Here is a 16,268-nt window from a genome sequence, read left to right as displayed (position 1 = left end):
CCGTCGAAGCGGCACCCGGTCAAGGGTCTGACGGGCACATCCCGACGGCCGGGCCGACGATTAGCCACCTCCCGCACCCCCTCGTACCGTGGCACCTGCGTCCCCCGTCCGGCCCCTAGCCCCTGCCACCGAGGAGGAGCGGCAGGTGAAGCGCACGCAGGACGACAAGTGGGCGGCCAACCTGCGGGGCGGCGAAGGCGTTCCACGCCCGTGGGGGCACTTGAACGTGCCCCGCAGAGCCTGCGGCAGCAGATGAGGGTGCAGGCGATGCTGGTGAAGGCGAGGAAGTGGTCGGCTTTGCGTTCGTAGCGTCGGTGGAGGCGGCGGCAGCCGGCGCGCCAGGCCATGGTGCGCTCTACGGTCCAACGGTGGCGGCCCAGTCGTTGCGAGGACTCCACTCCCTTGCGGGCGATCCGGTGCGTGATGCCCCGCTCACGTAACCATCGCCGCAGATGGGCGTAGTCGTAGCCCTTGTCGGCATGAAGCTTGGCGGGCTTGCGCCGTCGTCGTCCGCGGCGTGAGCGGATCGGCGGGATGCCCTTCACGAGCGGGATCAGGGCCTGGCTGTCATACAGGTTGGCCCCGGAGATCCCGACGGATATGGGCAAACCCGACCGTTCCGTGATCAGGTGGATCTTCGAGCCGTACTTGCCCCTGTCGACAGGATTCAGACCTGTCAGGTCCCCCTTTTTCAGGGCCCGCATGTTCACCGAGTCGATCACGCAACGGGACCAGTCCAACTCGCCGCGTGCGCCCAGCTCGTCGAGGACCAGGCGGTGGAGCTTGGCCCACACCCGGGCCTTCGACCACTCCGTGAAACGACGGTGGGCCGTCGCCCCCGACGGCCCGAACGACGCCGACGGCACCTGCTGCCAGGTACAACCCGACGTGGCTACGAACACAATCGCGGCCAGCACCTCCCGGTCACCGTACCGACGCAGGCCACCCCCCTGAGGTCGCGACGGCGCCTCCGGTACCACCCGCTGGAACAACTCCCACAACTTGTCCGGCACCAACCGCTCAATCATCCCCACCATGCCCCACAGAATGCCGAGTCAACCAAATGAGATGACTTCTTAAGACGGTGTCCTATGTGGTGATCGCTCGTGGGGCTGTTCATGGGGCGGGGTACGTGGAGTTGGATTGTTCCGGACGGCTTGTGGGAGATCGCCAAGCCGTTGATTCCGGAGGACCGGGTGCGGCCGCAGGGCGGTGGAACACCGAACACGCCTGATGAGACGCTGTTCGCAGCGATCATCTACGTGCTGGTCAGCGGCTGCGCCTGGCGGGCCCTGCCGCCGTGCTTCGGCATATCGAAGTCGACCGCGCATCGCCGGTTCATGATCTGGTCGAGGGCCGGGGTCTGGGGCCGGCTCCACGAAGCGGTCCTGCACCGACTCGACGATGCAGGCCTGATCGACGTCTCCCGCGTGGTCCTCGACTCCGCCCACGTGCGCGCTAAAAAGGGGGCGAACTCACTGGTCCGAGCCCCGTGGACCGGGGTAAGCCGGGTTCCAAGATGCACGTCCTGTCGGACGCGAACGGACTGCCCCTGGTCGTCGGCGTCTCTGCCGCCAACACCCACGACAGCGAAGGCCTGAAGCCTATGGTGGCGGGACACCAAACGAGACACGACCCCCACAGCGGCCGCCACTTCAAGCCGCAGCGCCTGCATGCAGACAAGGCCTACGACGTTCCCCACCTGCGGAAATGGTTACGAGGCAAGCGCATCGGCGTGCGTATCGCCCGCAAAGGCATCGAGTCCAGCGAACGGTTGGGCCGCCGCAGATGGGTGATCGAGCGCACGATCTCGTGGCTGTCCGGATACCGCAGGCTCAGCCCACGCTACGAACGCCATCCACGCAACTACCTGGCCTTTCTCGGCCTCGCCGCGGCCCTGTGCTGCTACAAGCGACTCGTCCGCCTCACCACATAGGACACCGTCTAAGAACCCCTGACGGAATGGGGGCGCTCTCCGGTCCGCGCGGTGGGGTAAGGCGAACGCGAAAGAAGATCACTACTCTGCATGGGTGCTCTCATACGACGAGTTGACTTCACCGGAGCGTGAGCTGTGGGACGCGTTCCCCGATGGGCGCGGCGTGGACCTGCGCACGGGCGTCCCCGAGGACGATCGTGTCGCCGGAGGTGGGCAGTGGGGCCCAGGGCGGACGGTGCGGGCCGTCGTGATCGTGGCGCTCCTCCTGGGCGCGAGCACCGTGCAACCGGGCGCCGTCGCGTGTCTGAGGCTCGCCGGGGCGCGGATATCTGGGCGGCTCAACCTGGCCGGCGCGCAGGTCGCTCACGGCCTCTGGCTCGAGGACTGCTGGTTTGAGGAGTCGGTGGACCTTCTCGGAGCGTCGACGCAGACGCTCGTGATCACGGGTAGCCGGGTGCCTGGCATTGAAGCCGATTCGGCCCGCATCGAGGGAGTCCTCGATCTGCGGCGCTCCGTCGTGGAAAGCCTCGCTTCCTCGCCTTTCAACCACGTGTGTACCGCCCTGTCGCTCAGCGACGCTCAGGTGACCGGCGGCATGCTCCTCAACGGGGCCGAGTTCAGCGCGTCTGGAGGATGGGCCGTGGCCGCTGGCGGCCTGGTCATGGAAGGGGGCGTCTTCTGCAACGACGGGTTCGTCGCACGAGGTGAAGTACGGCTGCTGGGAGCACAGTTGCCGGGCGGACTCTTCATGCAGGGCGCATATCTAGCGGGCCCCGGCCCACGCGGAGTGGCGCTCGCCCTGGACAACGCCATCGCCTCGACGCTCGACTTCTCCGACGGATTCACCGCGAACGGGACCGTCCGGCTGCGGGGTGCCCGGATCTCGGACAATCTGAGCTTTGAAGGGGCCGTCCTGAACGGGCCGCCCGACGGCCGCGGCCCCTCTTTGGTCGCTCTAATGATGCAGGCCGTCGACTTCGACTTGACCCTGGCCCGGCCGCCGTCCGGCACCGTGGACCTTCGGGGCGCGCAAGTGTCGTACCTCCACGAGAGCATGCAGAGCTGGCCGGACGTGGTGGAGCTGGACGGCTTCGTCTACGGCTCCATCAAGGTGCAAGAGGATGGCGAGCGGCGGGAGGCAGTGGGACAGCGGGACTCTGTGGCCCGCCGTTTGGCGTGGGTACGGCGCAGCCCGGGGTACAGCCCGCAGCCGTATGAGCAGTTGGCGAGCTGGTACCGGATGATCGGCCACGACGACGACGCCCGCCGCGTGCTCCTGGCCAAACAGCGCCACCGGCGCCTCACCTTGCCCCTGCCGGCGCGTGCCTGGGGGCACCTGCTCGACGTGACCGTTGGCTACGGCTACCGGCCCTGGCTGGCAGGCGTCTGGCTCCTGATACTGACCCTGCTAGGCACCCTGGTCTTCGGTGCGCAGTCTCCGACCCCGGTGAAGCCGGGCGAGGGTGCTCCGTTCCAGCCCTTCGTCTACACGCTCGACCTCTTGATCCCCATCGGCGGTTGGGGCCAGGGCACGGCCTGGTACTGGACGGAGGGCAGCCTCCAGTGGCTGGCCTACCTGCTGATCGCCTTGGGATGGGTGCTGACGACCGCCGTCATCGCGGGTGTCACCCGCACCTTGCAGAAGAACTAGTGTTGCCCCCGCGGAAGTTCGTGGAGGGCGGTTGATGGTCTTCACGGTCCATGGTTGGAGCTGGTGGGGTTGCTTCGGATGCTTCGTTGCGGGCCCGGTCTTCGGGTGAGCCTGCTGAAATCGTGGTGCGCGGCGTCGGCCGAGTCGCCAGACTCGCGCCATGACCGCCGAGATCACGCGAATCAATCCCGTCGAGCTCCATCCGACTCCGGGGTATCACCACATCACCGTGGTAGAGGTGGGCCGGACGGCGTTCCTGGCGGGGCAGTGCCCGATTGACCGCTCAGGGGTGCTGGTGGGTCCGGGCGATCTCGACACCCAGATCGACCAGGTGGCAGCCAACGCCATCACTGCCCTGAGCGCGGTGGGCGCCCGGCCGGATCATGTCGTCCGCTCGGTGATCTATGTGGTTAGCAGCGATGTCGCGGTTCTGGGCGTCGCCTGGCAGCGCCTGACCGGTTCGGTCATAGGGTCGGCGTTCACCACCGCAAGCACGCTGGTGGGGGTCGCGCAGCTCGGCTTTCCCGGGCAGCTGATCGAGGTGGACCTCACAGTGGCACTGTCCAGTTGACCGTGACGTGTGGGCCGGGGTGCGGAGGTCAGGCCGTTTACTCGAGCGGGGTGCCCTCGTAGGTCCAGCGGAGGGACAGGAGTGTTCGTTTCGCTGGATCACCCAGGCGTCCCTCTTCTCGATCAGGTTGTCGCGGCTGCCGGTCGCTGTGCCGCAGGACAGCCCGGGTCAGTGGGGAGAAGACGAGCTCTGCCTGGTTGAGCCAGGGGGCGTGGGGCGGGGTCCAGTGGATGCGCCAGCAGGTGGGCGGCCAGCCACCCATCTATGACCTGATTCCCTCGCTCGTGCAGGGAAGGCAGCGACGCACAGCGAAGCCCCCGCACCATGTGCGGAGGCTTACGCATGTCGCTACGCCGCGGCGGCCTCCGGTTCCGGATGCCTGACGGCCTTCTTCACGGCCATTTCCAGCTCGTACCGGTTGGCGTCACGGCCAGCATGCTCGGTCACCGCGGCCTGGAACGTTTCGGCGGCCTGGAGCCAGCGGCGCCACTGTGCTTGATGCGCTTCGCCGTCCAGGCCGGCCAGCTTCTCGCGTTCGGCTTCGGCGGTACGTTCGAGATTGATCAATTCGTCGGGGATGTCTGTCACGAACGGATGATAAGCCGCCGCTGCGACAAGGCCGCGTGTGCGCGGCTGCTCGGTTCACGCGCCGTGATGCTCGGTGAGGCAGGTGTACATCACTTCCTGCTCCCAGCCGCCCACCTCCGCAAAACTCAGCACCGCAGGCCGTGCAGGTGCCGCGCAGTCTGGCGCCTCCGTCATGAACGGTGAGTGCTCTCCGGTCGCGTCGTACGGCAGCATGTCGTGGCACTGATAGCCAGGGGCATTCATCAGGAGGATGGCTTCACGCTCGGGGCCGGAGCTGCTGCCGGTGTAGATGAGGCAGTACGAGGAGCCAGGGTCGCCGCCAGTTGCTGGCGTCTGGATGATGCTGACCTGTTCGAGCGCCGTTGCCTTCGTCTCCGTCTCAGGCTTACTGGACGGTTGTGTCCATGGCGTGGCCGACGCAGTCGTTACCGGGTTCGTGGCGGAGGGTGACGTGGAGGGGGTAGGAGACGGCGGAGCGTCGGCCCTGGCCGGTGGGCGAGGGTTCGGGTCATCCATCAGGGCGGCGAGGCCGAGGCCGGCTAGTGCGCCGACCACGGCGATACCCGGGACGAGGATGGCCAGTAGCTTCAGTGGCGGGCGTCTCCGGCTGCTTGTGGCCTCCGGTTCGGGTAGGCGCAGGATCGGGATGTTGTCGAGGGTGTCGCCGTTGTGGAATCGAATGAGTTCCTCGTCCGGGCGCGGCGGGCGATGCAGGCGCTTGTGTTCGCTGTTCATGAATCCCCCCCAGGATCTTGTGACGAGGAGGCTACTCGTCAGCCGGCTTCTTCGGCCTGGACTTGCCTGACGTGGCTTTCGCCGGGACCGGGGAGGCCGGGAGCACGGTGTCGCTGACCGATGGGGGCTCCACGGTGTGCACGGCGATGGTGGACGCCGCGGCAGTCGCCTGCACCCCCGCCACCTCCCTGGCCGACGGCGAGCACACCATCACCCCGACCGCCACGGACGGGGCGGGCAACACCGCAGACGGCGAGCCGGTCAGGATCACCATCGACATCACCGGCCCAAAAGCGAAGGCGGCCGGAGATGCGCTGTTGAGGCCGAACGCCGATGCCCGTTACCGCGGCCTCGCCGGATGCTACTTCGGGCATCGGCGTCGGCAGGCAGGGTCAGTAGGCGCGGCGCTCCTTGATCGGCAGCACTGGCCAGGCTGGCGGCTAGGGCCCGTCGTTTGGATCATCTGGTAGTTGGCCAAGGCTGCTGACTGGAGACTCGATCGCGGTACCGATAGTGGCGTATGCGTCGGCGCGGAGGACTTCCGCAGGGCTCACGGGAGCAGTTCGATGTGCGGATGGTCCGGGGATGCCGGGCAGACGTGGAGTTGGAGGTCGTAGCCGCCGATGATGTCGATCAAGGTGAAGTTGCCGTCCTGGGCGCCCAGGGGACGCGGAGCCGGGTTCGTCCGTTCCTCCTCGGCGATCCAGGTCCCGCTGCCGCCGTCCCATTCCCAGGAGGCGATGGTGAGGAGCGGGACCTGCTCGGTGCCGCACTCGGGGCAGGGGCGGGGCTTGGGGTCGGTGCGGGGCCAGCTGCTCCAGCCGCCGGTCTTCCAGCCGGGGGCGGTGGAGAGGTTGTTCTGGTAGAGCTCGCCCGGGTCGTCCGCGTACGTGTTGTACCGCGCAGGATCGATCGTCTCCCAGCGGCTCATGTCGTCCAGCTGGTCCCGGAGCTCCTTGCTCAGCTCCCCGGGGTAGGGGAATTCGGTGACCTGCTCCGGTGAGAACAGGCACGGCCCCGGGAGGTAGCAGTCCCGCTGGACGATGGGCGGCTCGGGCGGTGCGTCGAGAACGTCGGTGACAGTGGCGGAGGAGCGCCAGAAGAGGGCTGTCCGGGGGTGGGCCATCTCGTGGTCGAAGGGGCACCAGAGGACCTGGAGGAGGTCCGCGTCGGGCGGGCACGGGAAGGGGACGTCGCGGGCGTAGAGCTGGGCGACGGGCAGGAGGGGGATCGGGCCGTCGAACCACGGGCGGCCCACCTTGATCCGCTCCCAGGTCGCCCGTTCCTCGGCGGTCCACTGGGGTGCCTCGGGGTCGAGGCGCAACCGCTCGGCCGCTACGGCGCGGTCGCGGCGGAGGAGCCGGACGTCGTCCGGTGAGTAGACGACCGGCGCCGCGTGCCTGTCGTGCGGCTCGTCGCAGTGCGGCCACGGCTCGCCGGTGGGCCACAGGAGCGGGCCGCCGACGGAGCTGTCGTGCACGGTCGGGGACCCGGGGCGCGGGTGCAGCCGGGTCGCCGTCCGCGCCAGCGGGGCCAGTTGAGGGAAGAGCGCGGTGATGTCGAACGGCCGCGGTGGGGTGGTAAAGATGGCGTTCATAGCGGTGATGCTGCCAGCAGCGTCTGACAATGGGCGTACCGATCTACGTCAGCTGACACCACACAGTTTCCCTATGTCAGCAGGCGGACCAGAGGAAGATGCCAGCAATATGGAGTCCGGCCAGGTAGATGGTCGCGGTCTTCTCGTAGCGTGTGGCGATGCCGCGCCACTGCTTCAGGCGGTTGATGCACCGTTCGACGGTGTTGCGCTGCTTGTAGGTCTCGCGGTCGAACGCCGGCAGTCTCCCGCCCCGGCTGCCCCTCCGCAGTCGATGGCCACGTTGGTCTGCCGGCACGGGGATCACCGCGCGGATGCCGCGCTTGCTCAGGTGATCGCGGATCGCGCGGGAGGAATACGCCTTGTCGGCCATGACTACGTCAGGCCTGGTTCGAGGTCGTCCGCGGCGACGCGGTACACGGAGGCCGGCCATGACGTCCATGAAGGTGGGTGCGTCGCCCGCTTGACCGCCGGTCAGGACAAACGCGAGGGGACGACAGCGGCCGTCGGCAGCAAGATGGATCTTCGTTGTAAGTCCCCCGCGCGACCGTCCAATGGCGTGGACGTGCGGCTCAGCCGCCGGGGCCCCTTTTTGCGGGCCCCGGCGGCGTGCTGATGAGCGCGCACGATTGTGGAGTCCACCGAGACGACCCAGTCAAGCTCCTTGTCGGCGTCGGCCTGGGTCATCAGCGCCGTGAACACCCGTTCCCAAGTGCCATCGACGGCCCACATCCGCAGTCGGTTGTAGACGCCTCGCCAGTTCCCGTACTTCTCCGGCAGATGGACCCACTGCGTTCCCGTCCGGAACTTGAAGGCGATCGCGTCGATCACCTCACGGTGATCCCGCCAACGGCCACCCCTCTTCGGCTTCCGGTCCGGAAGTAACGGCTCGATCCGCGCCCACTGGGCGTCAGTCAGCGACATGCCCAGATCAACGTCCCACTGATCCAAACGAAACTGCCTAGCTGCGGGACCAGGTCGTACAACTTGCTCGGGCGGATCTCCGGCTTGTTTCGACGTAGCCGCAGCCGTGCGGGCAGGGCACCCACTTCCACGGCTGGGCGTGGGGGGCGCGGTGCGACTCGCGGGCCCGGCCGGGGTCGCCGGCGGCGCAGCGGCGCTGGACGCGGCCGCGTAGTCCGCAGCCGGTGCACAGGCCGAAGGCGTCCCGGTACCGGCCGCACCGTTCGGCCTCGATGTCGGCCCGCGACCGTCCACCTCCGGCGCACCGTCGCACTTCGGCTCTGCCAGACAGCATCCGGCGGATCGATCCAGAAAGCCGCCGACCGGCTGAGCCTGTTCCTGAGCAACCCGGCCGTCACAGCCCGACTCGCCGACAGCCCTAAACGAGTGCACCAATGGGCCCGGAAGCGGCCCGATCCCCTCGAATTCGAGACCGCGATCCGCGACCTCGCAGCGGAACTCGACTCACGCGACGACCTGATCAATTACGAACAGCGCAGAAAGATCCTGCAGGCATGGTGCATCGGTCCCGAGCCATGGGAAGTAATCGGCAGCCGCATCGCCGTCCCCGCCGGCGGTTACGCCCCCGGGGGAGGATTCGCCACTGACCTCAGCGACCGAAAGAGGAACATCGCATCCGTCATCCTCTGGTCGCTCATGACCAAAGGCGAGCACGTGCCCGCCCCGACACCCATCTGCAACCAGCGAGACCCAGAAACGCAGAGGAAATGGCGGATGAGCGTCGATGCGGTCTGGTCACGCATCCGGCACCGCACTACAAGACCCACCGACGACCAGTCGATCACGACGCTCGAAGAGTACGCTGCCTACCTGAACCCGATCATCGACCGCGGCGAGACACCGCCGGTCGACGCCAGGCCCTGGACCTGAATCCAGCCCGAAGCGGTGCCAGTACCCGCTGAAAAAGTGCCAGGTCTCGCTGTGGATTGTGGACGATGATTTATGGGCGTGGATCGGGACGACTTCGCAGTTCGCAGGAAGTAATCAAAGGGCGCTCCGTTGTCTATTTCCTGACAAACTCGATGAAGGTGAGCACTGCTCCGACGACCCCAGCAATTTCGGCAGCTACGGTCAGGACTGGGCGTTTAGGACCCTCCTCGGCATCCTCCACGTAGCCATATATACCCACTGCCGCTGATACAGCAAAGACGATCGCTAGGGGCTCGTAACCATCCTTCCACATGAGAATGAAAAGAAATGATGCGACGCCGCTTAAGAGGAATACTCCTACGTCCTTGTCGGTCACAGCTGCCCCTTTCCGTCACGTTCTACTACGGCTACGCTTTGGCTTCCGGGCGAGGCGTTTGAGGTGGTGGAGCAGGGCGAAGGTCTGCTCGGCGACGTAGCGCAATTTGCCGATGCCCCTTGAACGTTGGGTCATCCCTGGCGGGAGATGACGAGCAGGATGCGTCGGCGACGCAGTTCGTCGCGGATGGGGTTGGAGTCGTAGCCCTTGTCGCCGAGGAGGGCTTCGGGGCCGCGGCGGGGCTGGCCGGGCGGCCGGCAATCGGCGGCATTCCGTCGACCAGCGCAAGGATCTAGAGAACGGCAGCATGGGGTATCAGCGTATCGCTGGCGGTACAACAGGTTGATGGGTTTCGTAGATAGACGCCCAGTCAGAGCGGTGACAGCTCTCACTGAAAAGTGCCATGTCTCGCTGAAATTCTCACGATGGGCCCGCCGGTTTTGGGGTCGAACTGGTAGGCGCGCTCGCCGGGGCGTATGGGCAGGGACCACCAGGGCTGTCCGGGGGTGCGGGTGAAGACGTGCCGGACGTTGGTGAGGCTACCGCCGCGGTGGTCGGTGAGGGTGCGGGCGAGGATCCAGCAGCGTCCGCCGAAGGTGGTGTACGCCTCGGCGATGTTGTTCGGGAACGGGTGCTGGGCGGCGGGCAGGTCCTCGCGGAGGGTGCCGCTGCGCAGCAGGTCGACCATGGCCTGCCGGGTGGCGGTGTGGACGATGGGGATGTGGTTCTGCGGGATGCCGTCGAGCGGGATCACGGGCATGGCTGGTCCCTAAGAATGTTGGCCGGTCCGGGAGGACCGGGTATGGGTGACGGCTCGGCGACCTACGCCGAGGCCATCCGCCGCGCCCTGCCCGACGCAGTGCAGGTCGGTGACCGCTGGCATTTGTGGCACAACCTGTGCGAAGCCGCCCTGAGCGAGGTGAAGGCGCACAGCAGCTGCTGGGCCACCGTGCTGGATGCGCCCTTGTACGACGGGCCCCGCGCACGGACCACCCTGGAACGCTGGTACCAGGTCCATGACCTGCTCGATCAGGGCGTGGGCCTGCTCGAGTGCGCCCGCCGTCTGCAATTGGCCTTGAACACCGTCAAACGCTATGCCCGTGCCGATCAGCCCGAGCGGATGCTCCGCGTCCCCAAGTACCGTGCCAGCCTTGTCGATCCCTACCGCGAGCACCTGCGCAAGCGCCGGTCCGAGGACCCCGCCGTACCCGTCCTGCACCTCTTCGAAGAGATCAAGGCTCTTGGCTTCACGGGCTGTCTCAACCTCCTGCACAAGTACATCAACCAAGGCCGCGCGGACGCCGACCGCAGCCACATCTCTGCGCGCAGACTCGCCCGGATGCTGCTCACCAGGCCCGACAACCTCAAGGCCGAGCAACACGACCTCTTGGCCCGGCTCACCGCCGCCTGCCCCGAGATGACCCAACTGGCGGTCCGTATCCGGACCTTCGCCCAACTCCTGAAGCCTCACCCAGGAAATGCCGACACGCTCGACCTCTGGATCACCCAGGTTCGGGCAGCCGATCTGCCCCATCTGCACGCCTTCACCCGGGGTCTAGAGCGAGACCGCGACGCTGTGATCGCCGCGTTCACGCTCCCGTACAGCAACGGTCCGACCGAGGGTGTCAACACCAAGACCAAGTTGATCGCGCGCCAGATGCACGGACGAGCAGGCTTCACCCTTCTTCGCCACCGCATCCTCCTCGGATAGCGACACCCTGCGTCACCACCGAATGTGAGACAGGGCCGTTAAATTGACACACCCGTGATCTGCAACACATGATCTCCCCGGAAACGCAACACGAGCGACGCCCCCCCCCGCGCGAACACCCCGAGGGGAAGCCGCCTGCTCGATCGCCACACGAACACAACCGCGCACAGCGAGTGCGGGCAGAAGCCACACCTTCGCGATGTCGGCGATGGAGCGGCTGGTGGCGGGGTTCTACGAGCAGGCTGCCCGGCTGTCGGCTGCGGGCAGCGCCGCAGAAGCGGCCCTGTCGCACTATCTGACCACCAGTGAGCCATTGTTGGTGCTGCGTGACCTGCGGGGGCATTCCTCCGTGCTCACCACGGAGAAATACCTGAACCCTCGGGAATTGCATCAGACGGGCGCGAAACCACAGGTCGCGTGGTCACGGCGGGAAGTGGAACGACTCCGGAGCCTCTACGAACTGGCAGCCTGATCAGGGGTGTTGCCGAGTTGATCCCTTCTGATGCATGATCTGCTCTCCAGAAGGGATGGTCTGGAGTGGTGCATCAGCAGAAGGTGGCCCTGGCGGGGTCTGCCCGCATGGAGCTCGTCTCCGGGGTGGTCCAGTTGCGTCCGGAGGACGCGATGTTCGACGCGATGCTGCGGGGCTGGCGGGCCCAGCAGAAGTCGCGAGGACTGAAGGACGAGACGATCGACCCGAGGGAACGGCTGATCCGCCGGTTCCTGGAGTTCGCGAACGAGTACCCGTGGCAGTGGACGCCGGCCCACTTGGACGAGTGGTCAGCATGTCTGACCAGCGAGAAGCACTTGGCGCCGTCCACGATCCGCAGCTACCAGGGCACGGTTCGACTGTTCACCGACCTCCTCATCGACGCCCGATACGGCTGGGGCCCAGCCTGTGAAGAAGCGTTCGGCACCTTTCCGGTGGCGATCTGTCATGAGTGGAATACCCTCCCTCACCTGCAGGATTACGAAGGCGACCCGGAGGCGAGGCCGTTTTCCAGGGAAGAGCTGCAGCTGTTCCTCGACTACGCCGACGACCAGGTCTCACGCGCGGTGAAGTCCAAGCGCAAGGGAGCCCTCGCCGCCTACCGGGACGCCACTCTGTTCAAGGTCATCTACGGGTGGGGCTTCGGCGAACCGAGACGTCCAAGCTCGATGTGGTCGACTTCGGGCGGAACCCGCAGGCCCGACAGTTCGGCCGGTACGGCACGCTCAACGTCCGCTACGGCAAGGCGAAGAAGGGCCAGCCACCACGGCGCCGGAACGTGCTGTCGGTGATGGACTGGGCCGTGGAAGCTGTCGCCGACTACGTTGAGAACGTCCGGCCCCGCTTCGGATTTCCCGACCACCCGGCCCTCTGGATCACCGAACGCGGCGGACGGCTCCAGCCCGGCTCCATCAACGACCGGTTCGAGGCATATCGTGACGCCCCAAAGCTCCCAAAAGACCTAGTTCCGCACTCAATTCGCCACTCTTACGTCACGCATTTGACCGAGGACGGAGTCGACCGTCGGTTCATCCAGCAGCAAGTCGGCCACGAGTGCGACAGCTCCCTGGCCATCTACACGCACGTCAGCGACGACTTCATGAACACTTCCCTGCACAAGGCACTGGCCCCGGCATTCGCCGGGGCCTAACAGGAGGGATCCGGCGATGGCCGCCAAGCTCGACTACCACTGGCACCTGCGCAAAGTCATGGCCGACCGCGGGATGTTCTCCACCACCGACCTCATTCCTCCGCTCGCGGAACGCGGCATCAACCTGTCGTCGAGCCAGGTCTACCGGCTCGTTGTCGAGCGACCGGAGCGACTGAGCCTGAAGATCCTCATGGCCCTGCTCGACATCCTCGACTGCACCATGGACGACCTCATCGAGCCCATCGCGGTGGCCGGGGCCGTGAAGAAGCCGAAGAAGGCGGCTGTCGGCGGCACGGCATCCGGAGCGGAGGGGCTTGACGGACTGCGGCCAAAGCGGGCCAGGATCAGGGGTGTTGATCGGTCATGACCACCGCTGACCATCTCGACCGCGCTGTCGCGGACCCGATCGGCCTGGTCGCCGAGCTCGTCGCCGACATCGAGAAGGAACTCGGCACAGAAGCCATCCGGGCCGTGGTCACCGCGGTCGCGGGCGGCCGCGCGAAGTCACGGCGTCTGGCCGACGCCCTGGAGAAGCGGCCCGCCGTTTTGACTGACGGCCGGTCCCCGGCGCCCCGGGCCATCGGTGACCTGCTCATCGAGCTCCGCAAGGCCGGCGCCTCGGCGATCGCGGCGCCGGTCTGCGCCGAGTGCGGCAAGCTGCTGCGAACCTTCCAACGCCAGGGCCAGGACTGGTACTGCTCGGTCTGCGGACAGGAGACCGCTGAGTGCATCGCCTGCGGCAACATCCGACGCGTCGGCTTCCGGGACCGCAAGGGCCTGCCGCGTTGCAAGATGTGTCCCGACACCGACGACCGTGATCCCGTCACGGTGGTCCACGAACTGATCACCACCATCGCCCCGGGCGCCGACCGCGACGCGATCGCCGAAGCCCTCCGCCGGACGGCACCCCAGCGTCCCACCTACCGGCAGCGGCTGGTCTGGGCCCTGGAGGAGAATCCCCGCCTGCTGACCGGAGAGGGCTATCTGGCGCCGCATCGCGCCATCCTGCGGTTCATCGACCTGCTGCACGAGGCAGGCGTCGCCGGGATCGTCCGGCCTGCCTGCCCCCGCTGCCACCGGGTGGTCCGTGTCGACAAGCCGCTCAACGGGCAGCGGGTCTGCCGCAACTGCATCGCCAAGTCCCGCATCGAAGAATGCGTACGCTGCGGAGCCCGCCGCGAGCCGGCCATCCGCGACACACGGGGACGGCCGTTGTGTCCGAACTGCCTGGTCACCGACCCTGCGAACGTCGAGATCTGCATCGGCTGCGGCAACCGTCGCCGAGTACAGAACCGCACCTCTGACGGCCCTCTCTGCCCCAACTGTTGCCCCCTGCCCATCCTGGTCTGCTCGATCTGCGGTCGCACCGCACCCGGCACCCACTCCCGTCTGACCGGTCTGCCCCGCTGCGGCGGCTGCGACAGACGCCAAGCTCACTGCACCTCCTGCGGGAGGCTCCGTGGCATCCACTCGGGCACCGCTGAAGCCCCCATCTGCGGCCCCTGCACTGCGCCGGACGCCGCGCTCTGGCGCCCGTGTCCCACCTGCGGGGAAGCAGAACGACTGCGATCTTCCGGTCCGTGCCCTCGCTGCACGCTCAAGCAGCGGCTCCACGAACTCCTCGCCAACGGCTCGGGCTCCATGTCCCCGAAGCTTCAAGCCCTCCACGACGCCCTGGCAAGCACCGAACGAGCCGCTACCGGGCTGCGCTGGCTCTCTGGCGGCATCGTCTCCACGGTCCTGTCTGATCTCGGTTCCGGCCGCCGCCTCCTCACGCACGAAGCCCTGGACGAACTCCCCGGAGGCAAGGTCGTCGAGCACATCCGCAGCGTTCTCGTCGCCAGCGGCGCCTTGCCCAGGCGGGACGAGCAGATGGTCCGTCTCGAACGGCACGTGAAGGACCTCGTCGCCTCCCATGCGACGGCCGAGGGACGGAAGATCCTGCACCGGTACGCGACTTGGCACCTCCTGCGCCGGCTTCGCCGTCGCAGCCGCGGCAAGGAGACCACGTATTACCAGCTCCAGGTCGCGCGGCAACATCTGCGGGCGGGCGTCTATCTCCTGGACTGGCTTGAGGGCCAGAACTTGACCCTTGCCACCTGTCGACAGACCGACCTCGAACGTTGGATGACCAGCGAGGACGCCCCTCTTCGCCAGGAGGCAGGCCACTTCGTGCGCTGGGCCCTGGCCCAGAAGATCGCTCGCGATCTCAGTTTCCCGGCCGAGCGATGGAACGGCCCCTCCCAGCCGATGGACGACGAGGCCCGCTGGGCCACCGCCCGACGCCTGCTGCACGACGACACCCTCAAGCCCGAAGACCGCCTCGCCGGCCTGTTGTTGCTCCTCTATGCCCAGTGGCCTGCGGCGATCTCCCGGCTCACCGTCGACCACATCGAGAAGACAGACGCAGGCGTCCGCATCCGCCTCGGCGCTGTCCCGGTCGAGCTTCCCGAACTCGTCGCTGAACTGGCCCTCCAGCAGGTCGAGGTTCGCCGCAGCCATGCCGTCCTCGCCCGGACAGACTGGTCCTGGCTCTTCCCCGGCGGCCAGCCCGGCCGGCCGATCAGTGCCTGGGCCATGGGCGAACGGCTCCGCAAACTCGGCATCCGGCTGGCGGAGGCCCGCTCGACCGCCTTGTTCCAGCTCGCCACCGAACTACCCGCCGCGGTCCTCGCCCGCACCCTCGGCATCGACATCACCGTCGCCGTCAAATGGCAGCGAGCCGCCGCCGGCGACTGGGGCGCATATGCGGCCGAGGTCAGCCGCCGAAACTCGGAAGCCTGACCCGTCCCGATGTCAGACCCCGCTGACATGCTGCTTCTCATGACAACGCCCGAAAGCATGCCCGACCTCGCTCAGATCACCGACGCCCACGAGGTCACTCCCGAACTCCGACGCCAGCTGATCGGCTGCTGGATCGCGGTCACCAACTCGGGCGGTGCCGCCGGATTCCCCTTCCCACCCGTCCAAGACAACGACGTCGCACCGGTCGCGGACAAGCTCCTCGGCCGTCTCCACCCGCAACACAGCCGACTCATCACCGCCAGATTCGACGACGTTCTTGCCGGATGGGTTGTCCTCAACCGCGATCCCTACCGGCTCATCGGGCACTGGGGCACGGTCAACCACCTTCAGACCCACCCCGAGTTCCGCGGACGCGGTGTCGGCTCCGCCCTCATGCGTGAGCTGCGGAAGATAGCCCGCAACGACTTGGGGCTCGAACAGCTCCATCTCGCTGCCCGGGGAGAAGAGGGGCTGGAGGACTTCTACAGCCGACTCGGATGGCGTGAGGTCGGTCGCTGGCCCGGGGCCCTCCGCCTCGCGCCCGACGACACCCGGGACGAGGTCCTGATGCTCCTCGATCCCCTCTGAGCGCGGGGGGTATTCCGGGAGTTCCAATACCCGACTCCACCATTACGGCGCCTGGACATGCTCCGGATCTTCCGCGAGCTCTATGCAGAAGCCGGGCAGCGGTGGGGGCTACTGGATCACGAGCGGGCGGAGCGGGAAGCGGCCGGCTAGTGTGCTGCGCCGGAAATCCTGAGGGTTAGTCGGTTCCGGTTTGACTGTTGGGTGGGGCGATCCTGGCGAGGTAGTCGGCGAGGGACTTGA

Annotated in this window: 17 protein-coding genes and 2 pseudogenes; 12 read left to right on the top strand and 7 right to left on the bottom strand. The window is 67.1% G+C overall.

Annotated features, from left to right (window positions below):
• Positions 1-236: 236 nt before the first annotated feature.
• A pseudogene (locus tag ABT009_RS43940) lies at positions 237-1,028 on the bottom strand (IS5 family transposase); the annotation flags it as partial.
• A gap of 90 nt (positions 1,029-1,118) precedes the next feature.
• Between ABT009_RS43940 and ABT009_RS43935 the strand changes: the two are divergent.
• The 3 genes from ABT009_RS43935 (at position 1,119) to ABT009_RS43925 (ending at position 4,158) form a co-directional block, all read left to right on the top strand.
• Positions 1,119-1,936, top strand: a protein-coding gene (locus tag ABT009_RS43935; RefSeq protein WP_351307952.1) for an IS5 family transposase whose coding sequence is annotated in 2 segments (ribosomal slippage) — positions 1,119-1,461 and positions 1,461-1,936 — 819 coding nt in all. Because the reading frame shifts where the segments join, the coding sequence is not laid out codon by codon here.
• A 94-nt stretch (positions 1,937-2,030) separates the two neighbouring features.
• The gene (locus ABT009_RS43930; RefSeq protein WP_351307903.1) at positions 2,031-3,587 is read left to right on the top strand and encodes an oxidoreductase; all 1,557 of its coding nucleotides are present in this window, start codon (positions 2,031-2,033) and stop codon (positions 3,585-3,587) included.
• A 160-nt stretch (positions 3,588-3,747) separates the two neighbouring features.
• A complete protein-coding gene (locus ABT009_RS43925; protein ID WP_351307900.1) occupies positions 3,748-4,158 on the top strand; it encodes a RidA family protein in 411 nt (136 codons plus the stop codon).
• 348 nt (positions 4,159-4,506) lie between these two features.
• Here the strand turns inward: ABT009_RS43925 and ABT009_RS43920 are convergent, their stop codons facing one another.
• Positions 4,507-4,746 carry a hypothetical protein gene (locus ABT009_RS43920; RefSeq protein ID WP_351307898.1) on the bottom strand — a complete coding sequence of 80 codons (240 nt, stop codon included), beginning with the start codon at positions 4,744-4,746 and terminating at the stop codon, positions 4,507-4,509.
• Positions 4,747-4,800: 54 nt separating this feature from the next.
• Complete coding sequence (locus tag ABT009_RS43915) at positions 4,801-5,481, bottom strand: hypothetical protein (RefSeq protein ID WP_351307895.1); 681 nt, start codon at positions 5,479-5,481, stop codon at positions 4,801-4,803.
• A 71-nt stretch (positions 5,482-5,552) separates the two neighbouring features.
• Here ABT009_RS43915 and ABT009_RS43910 point away from each other — a divergent pair, with 71 nt between their 5' ends.
• Entirely contained in the window at positions 5,553-5,951 is a 399-nt protein-coding gene (locus ABT009_RS43910) for an Ig-like domain-containing protein (RefSeq protein ID WP_351307893.1), read from the top strand.
• Positions 5,952-6,031: 80 nt separating this feature from the next.
• On the opposite strand, the gene ABT009_RS43905 is transcribed toward ABT009_RS43910, so the two are convergent.
• Both ABT009_RS43905 and ABT009_RS43900 read right to left on the bottom strand, forming a co-directional pair.
• Complete coding sequence (locus ABT009_RS43905) at positions 6,032-7,078, bottom strand: hypothetical protein (protein WP_351307891.1); 1,047 nt, start codon at positions 7,076-7,078, stop codon at positions 6,032-6,034.
• 76 nt (positions 7,079-7,154) lie between these two features.
• A protein-coding gene (locus ABT009_RS43900; RefSeq protein ID WP_502990083.1) for an IS5 family transposase occupies positions 7,155-7,999 on the bottom strand; the annotation gives its coding sequence in 2 pieces (ribosomal slippage) (positions 7,155-7,637 and positions 7,640-7,999; 843 coding nt in all).
• Positions 8,000-8,425: 426 nt separating this feature from the next.
• Between ABT009_RS43900 and ABT009_RS43895 the strand changes: the two genes are divergently transcribed.
• On the top strand, positions 8,426-8,929 hold the full coding sequence (locus ABT009_RS43895) for a hypothetical protein (protein ID WP_351307888.1): 504 nt from the start codon (positions 8,426-8,428) through the stop codon (positions 8,927-8,929).
• Between the two features lie 133 nt (positions 8,930-9,062).
• Here the strand turns inward: ABT009_RS43895 and ABT009_RS43890 are convergent, their stop codons facing one another.
• Both ABT009_RS43890 and ABT009_RS43885 read right to left on the bottom strand, forming a co-directional pair.
• Positions 9,063-9,305 (bottom strand): hypothetical protein, encoded by a 243-nt coding sequence (locus ABT009_RS43890; protein ID WP_351307886.1) that lies wholly within the window; start codon positions 9,303-9,305, stop codon positions 9,063-9,065.
• A gap of 388 nt (positions 9,306-9,693) precedes the next feature.
• Complete coding sequence (locus ABT009_RS43885) at positions 9,694-10,065, bottom strand: hypothetical protein (RefSeq protein ID WP_351307883.1); 372 nt, start codon at positions 10,063-10,065, stop codon at positions 9,694-9,696.
• Between the two features lie 48 nt (positions 10,066-10,113).
• Between ABT009_RS43885 and ABT009_RS43880 the strand changes: the two are divergent.
• The 7 genes and pseudogenes from ABT009_RS43880 to ABT009_RS43850 form a co-directional block, all read left to right on the top strand.
• Positions 10,114-11,016 (top strand): annotated as a pseudogene (locus tag ABT009_RS43880) (transposase); the annotation flags it as partial.
• A gap of 199 nt (positions 11,017-11,215) precedes the next feature.
• Complete coding sequence (locus tag ABT009_RS43875; RefSeq protein ID WP_351307880.1) at positions 11,216-11,488, top strand: hypothetical protein; 273 nt, start codon at positions 11,216-11,218, stop codon at positions 11,486-11,488.
• A gap of 68 nt (positions 11,489-11,556) precedes the next feature.
• The gene (locus tag ABT009_RS47640; protein WP_502990081.1) at positions 11,557-12,297 is read left to right on the top strand and encodes a site-specific integrase; all 741 of its coding nucleotides are present in this window, start codon (positions 11,557-11,559) and stop codon (positions 12,295-12,297) included.
• A complete protein-coding gene (locus ABT009_RS47635; protein ID WP_502990080.1) occupies positions 12,285-12,656 on the top strand; it encodes a tyrosine-type recombinase/integrase in 372 nt (123 codons plus the stop codon). Before ABT009_RS47640 ends, ABT009_RS47635 begins: the two co-directional genes overlap by 13 nt.
• A gap of 16 nt (positions 12,657-12,672) precedes the next feature.
• Positions 12,673-13,023, top strand: coding sequence for a helix-turn-helix domain-containing protein (locus tag ABT009_RS43860; protein ID WP_351307871.1), 351 nt, complete (start codon positions 12,673-12,675; stop codon positions 13,021-13,023).
• Positions 13,020-15,440 (top strand): site-specific integrase, encoded by a 2,421-nt coding sequence (locus ABT009_RS43855; protein ID WP_351307868.1) that lies wholly within the window; start codon positions 13,020-13,022, stop codon positions 15,438-15,440. The genes ABT009_RS43860 and ABT009_RS43855 overlap by 4 nt, the downstream gene beginning before the upstream one ends.
• A gap of 39 nt (positions 15,441-15,479) precedes the next feature.
• A complete protein-coding gene (locus tag ABT009_RS43850) occupies positions 15,480-16,028 on the top strand; it encodes a GNAT family N-acetyltransferase (RefSeq protein WP_351307865.1) in 549 nt (182 codons plus the stop codon).
• The last annotated feature ends 240 nt before the right edge of the window (positions 16,029-16,268 follow it).

Origin of the sequence: Streptomyces sp. NPDC002896 (assembly GCF_040295225.1) — a bacterium.
Lineage (GTDB): Bacteria > Actinomycetota > Actinomycetes > Streptomycetales > Streptomycetaceae > Streptomyces.
The sequence above is the reverse complement of the archived record's forward strand: the minus strand, read 5'-3'. Positions and strand labels throughout refer to the sequence as shown.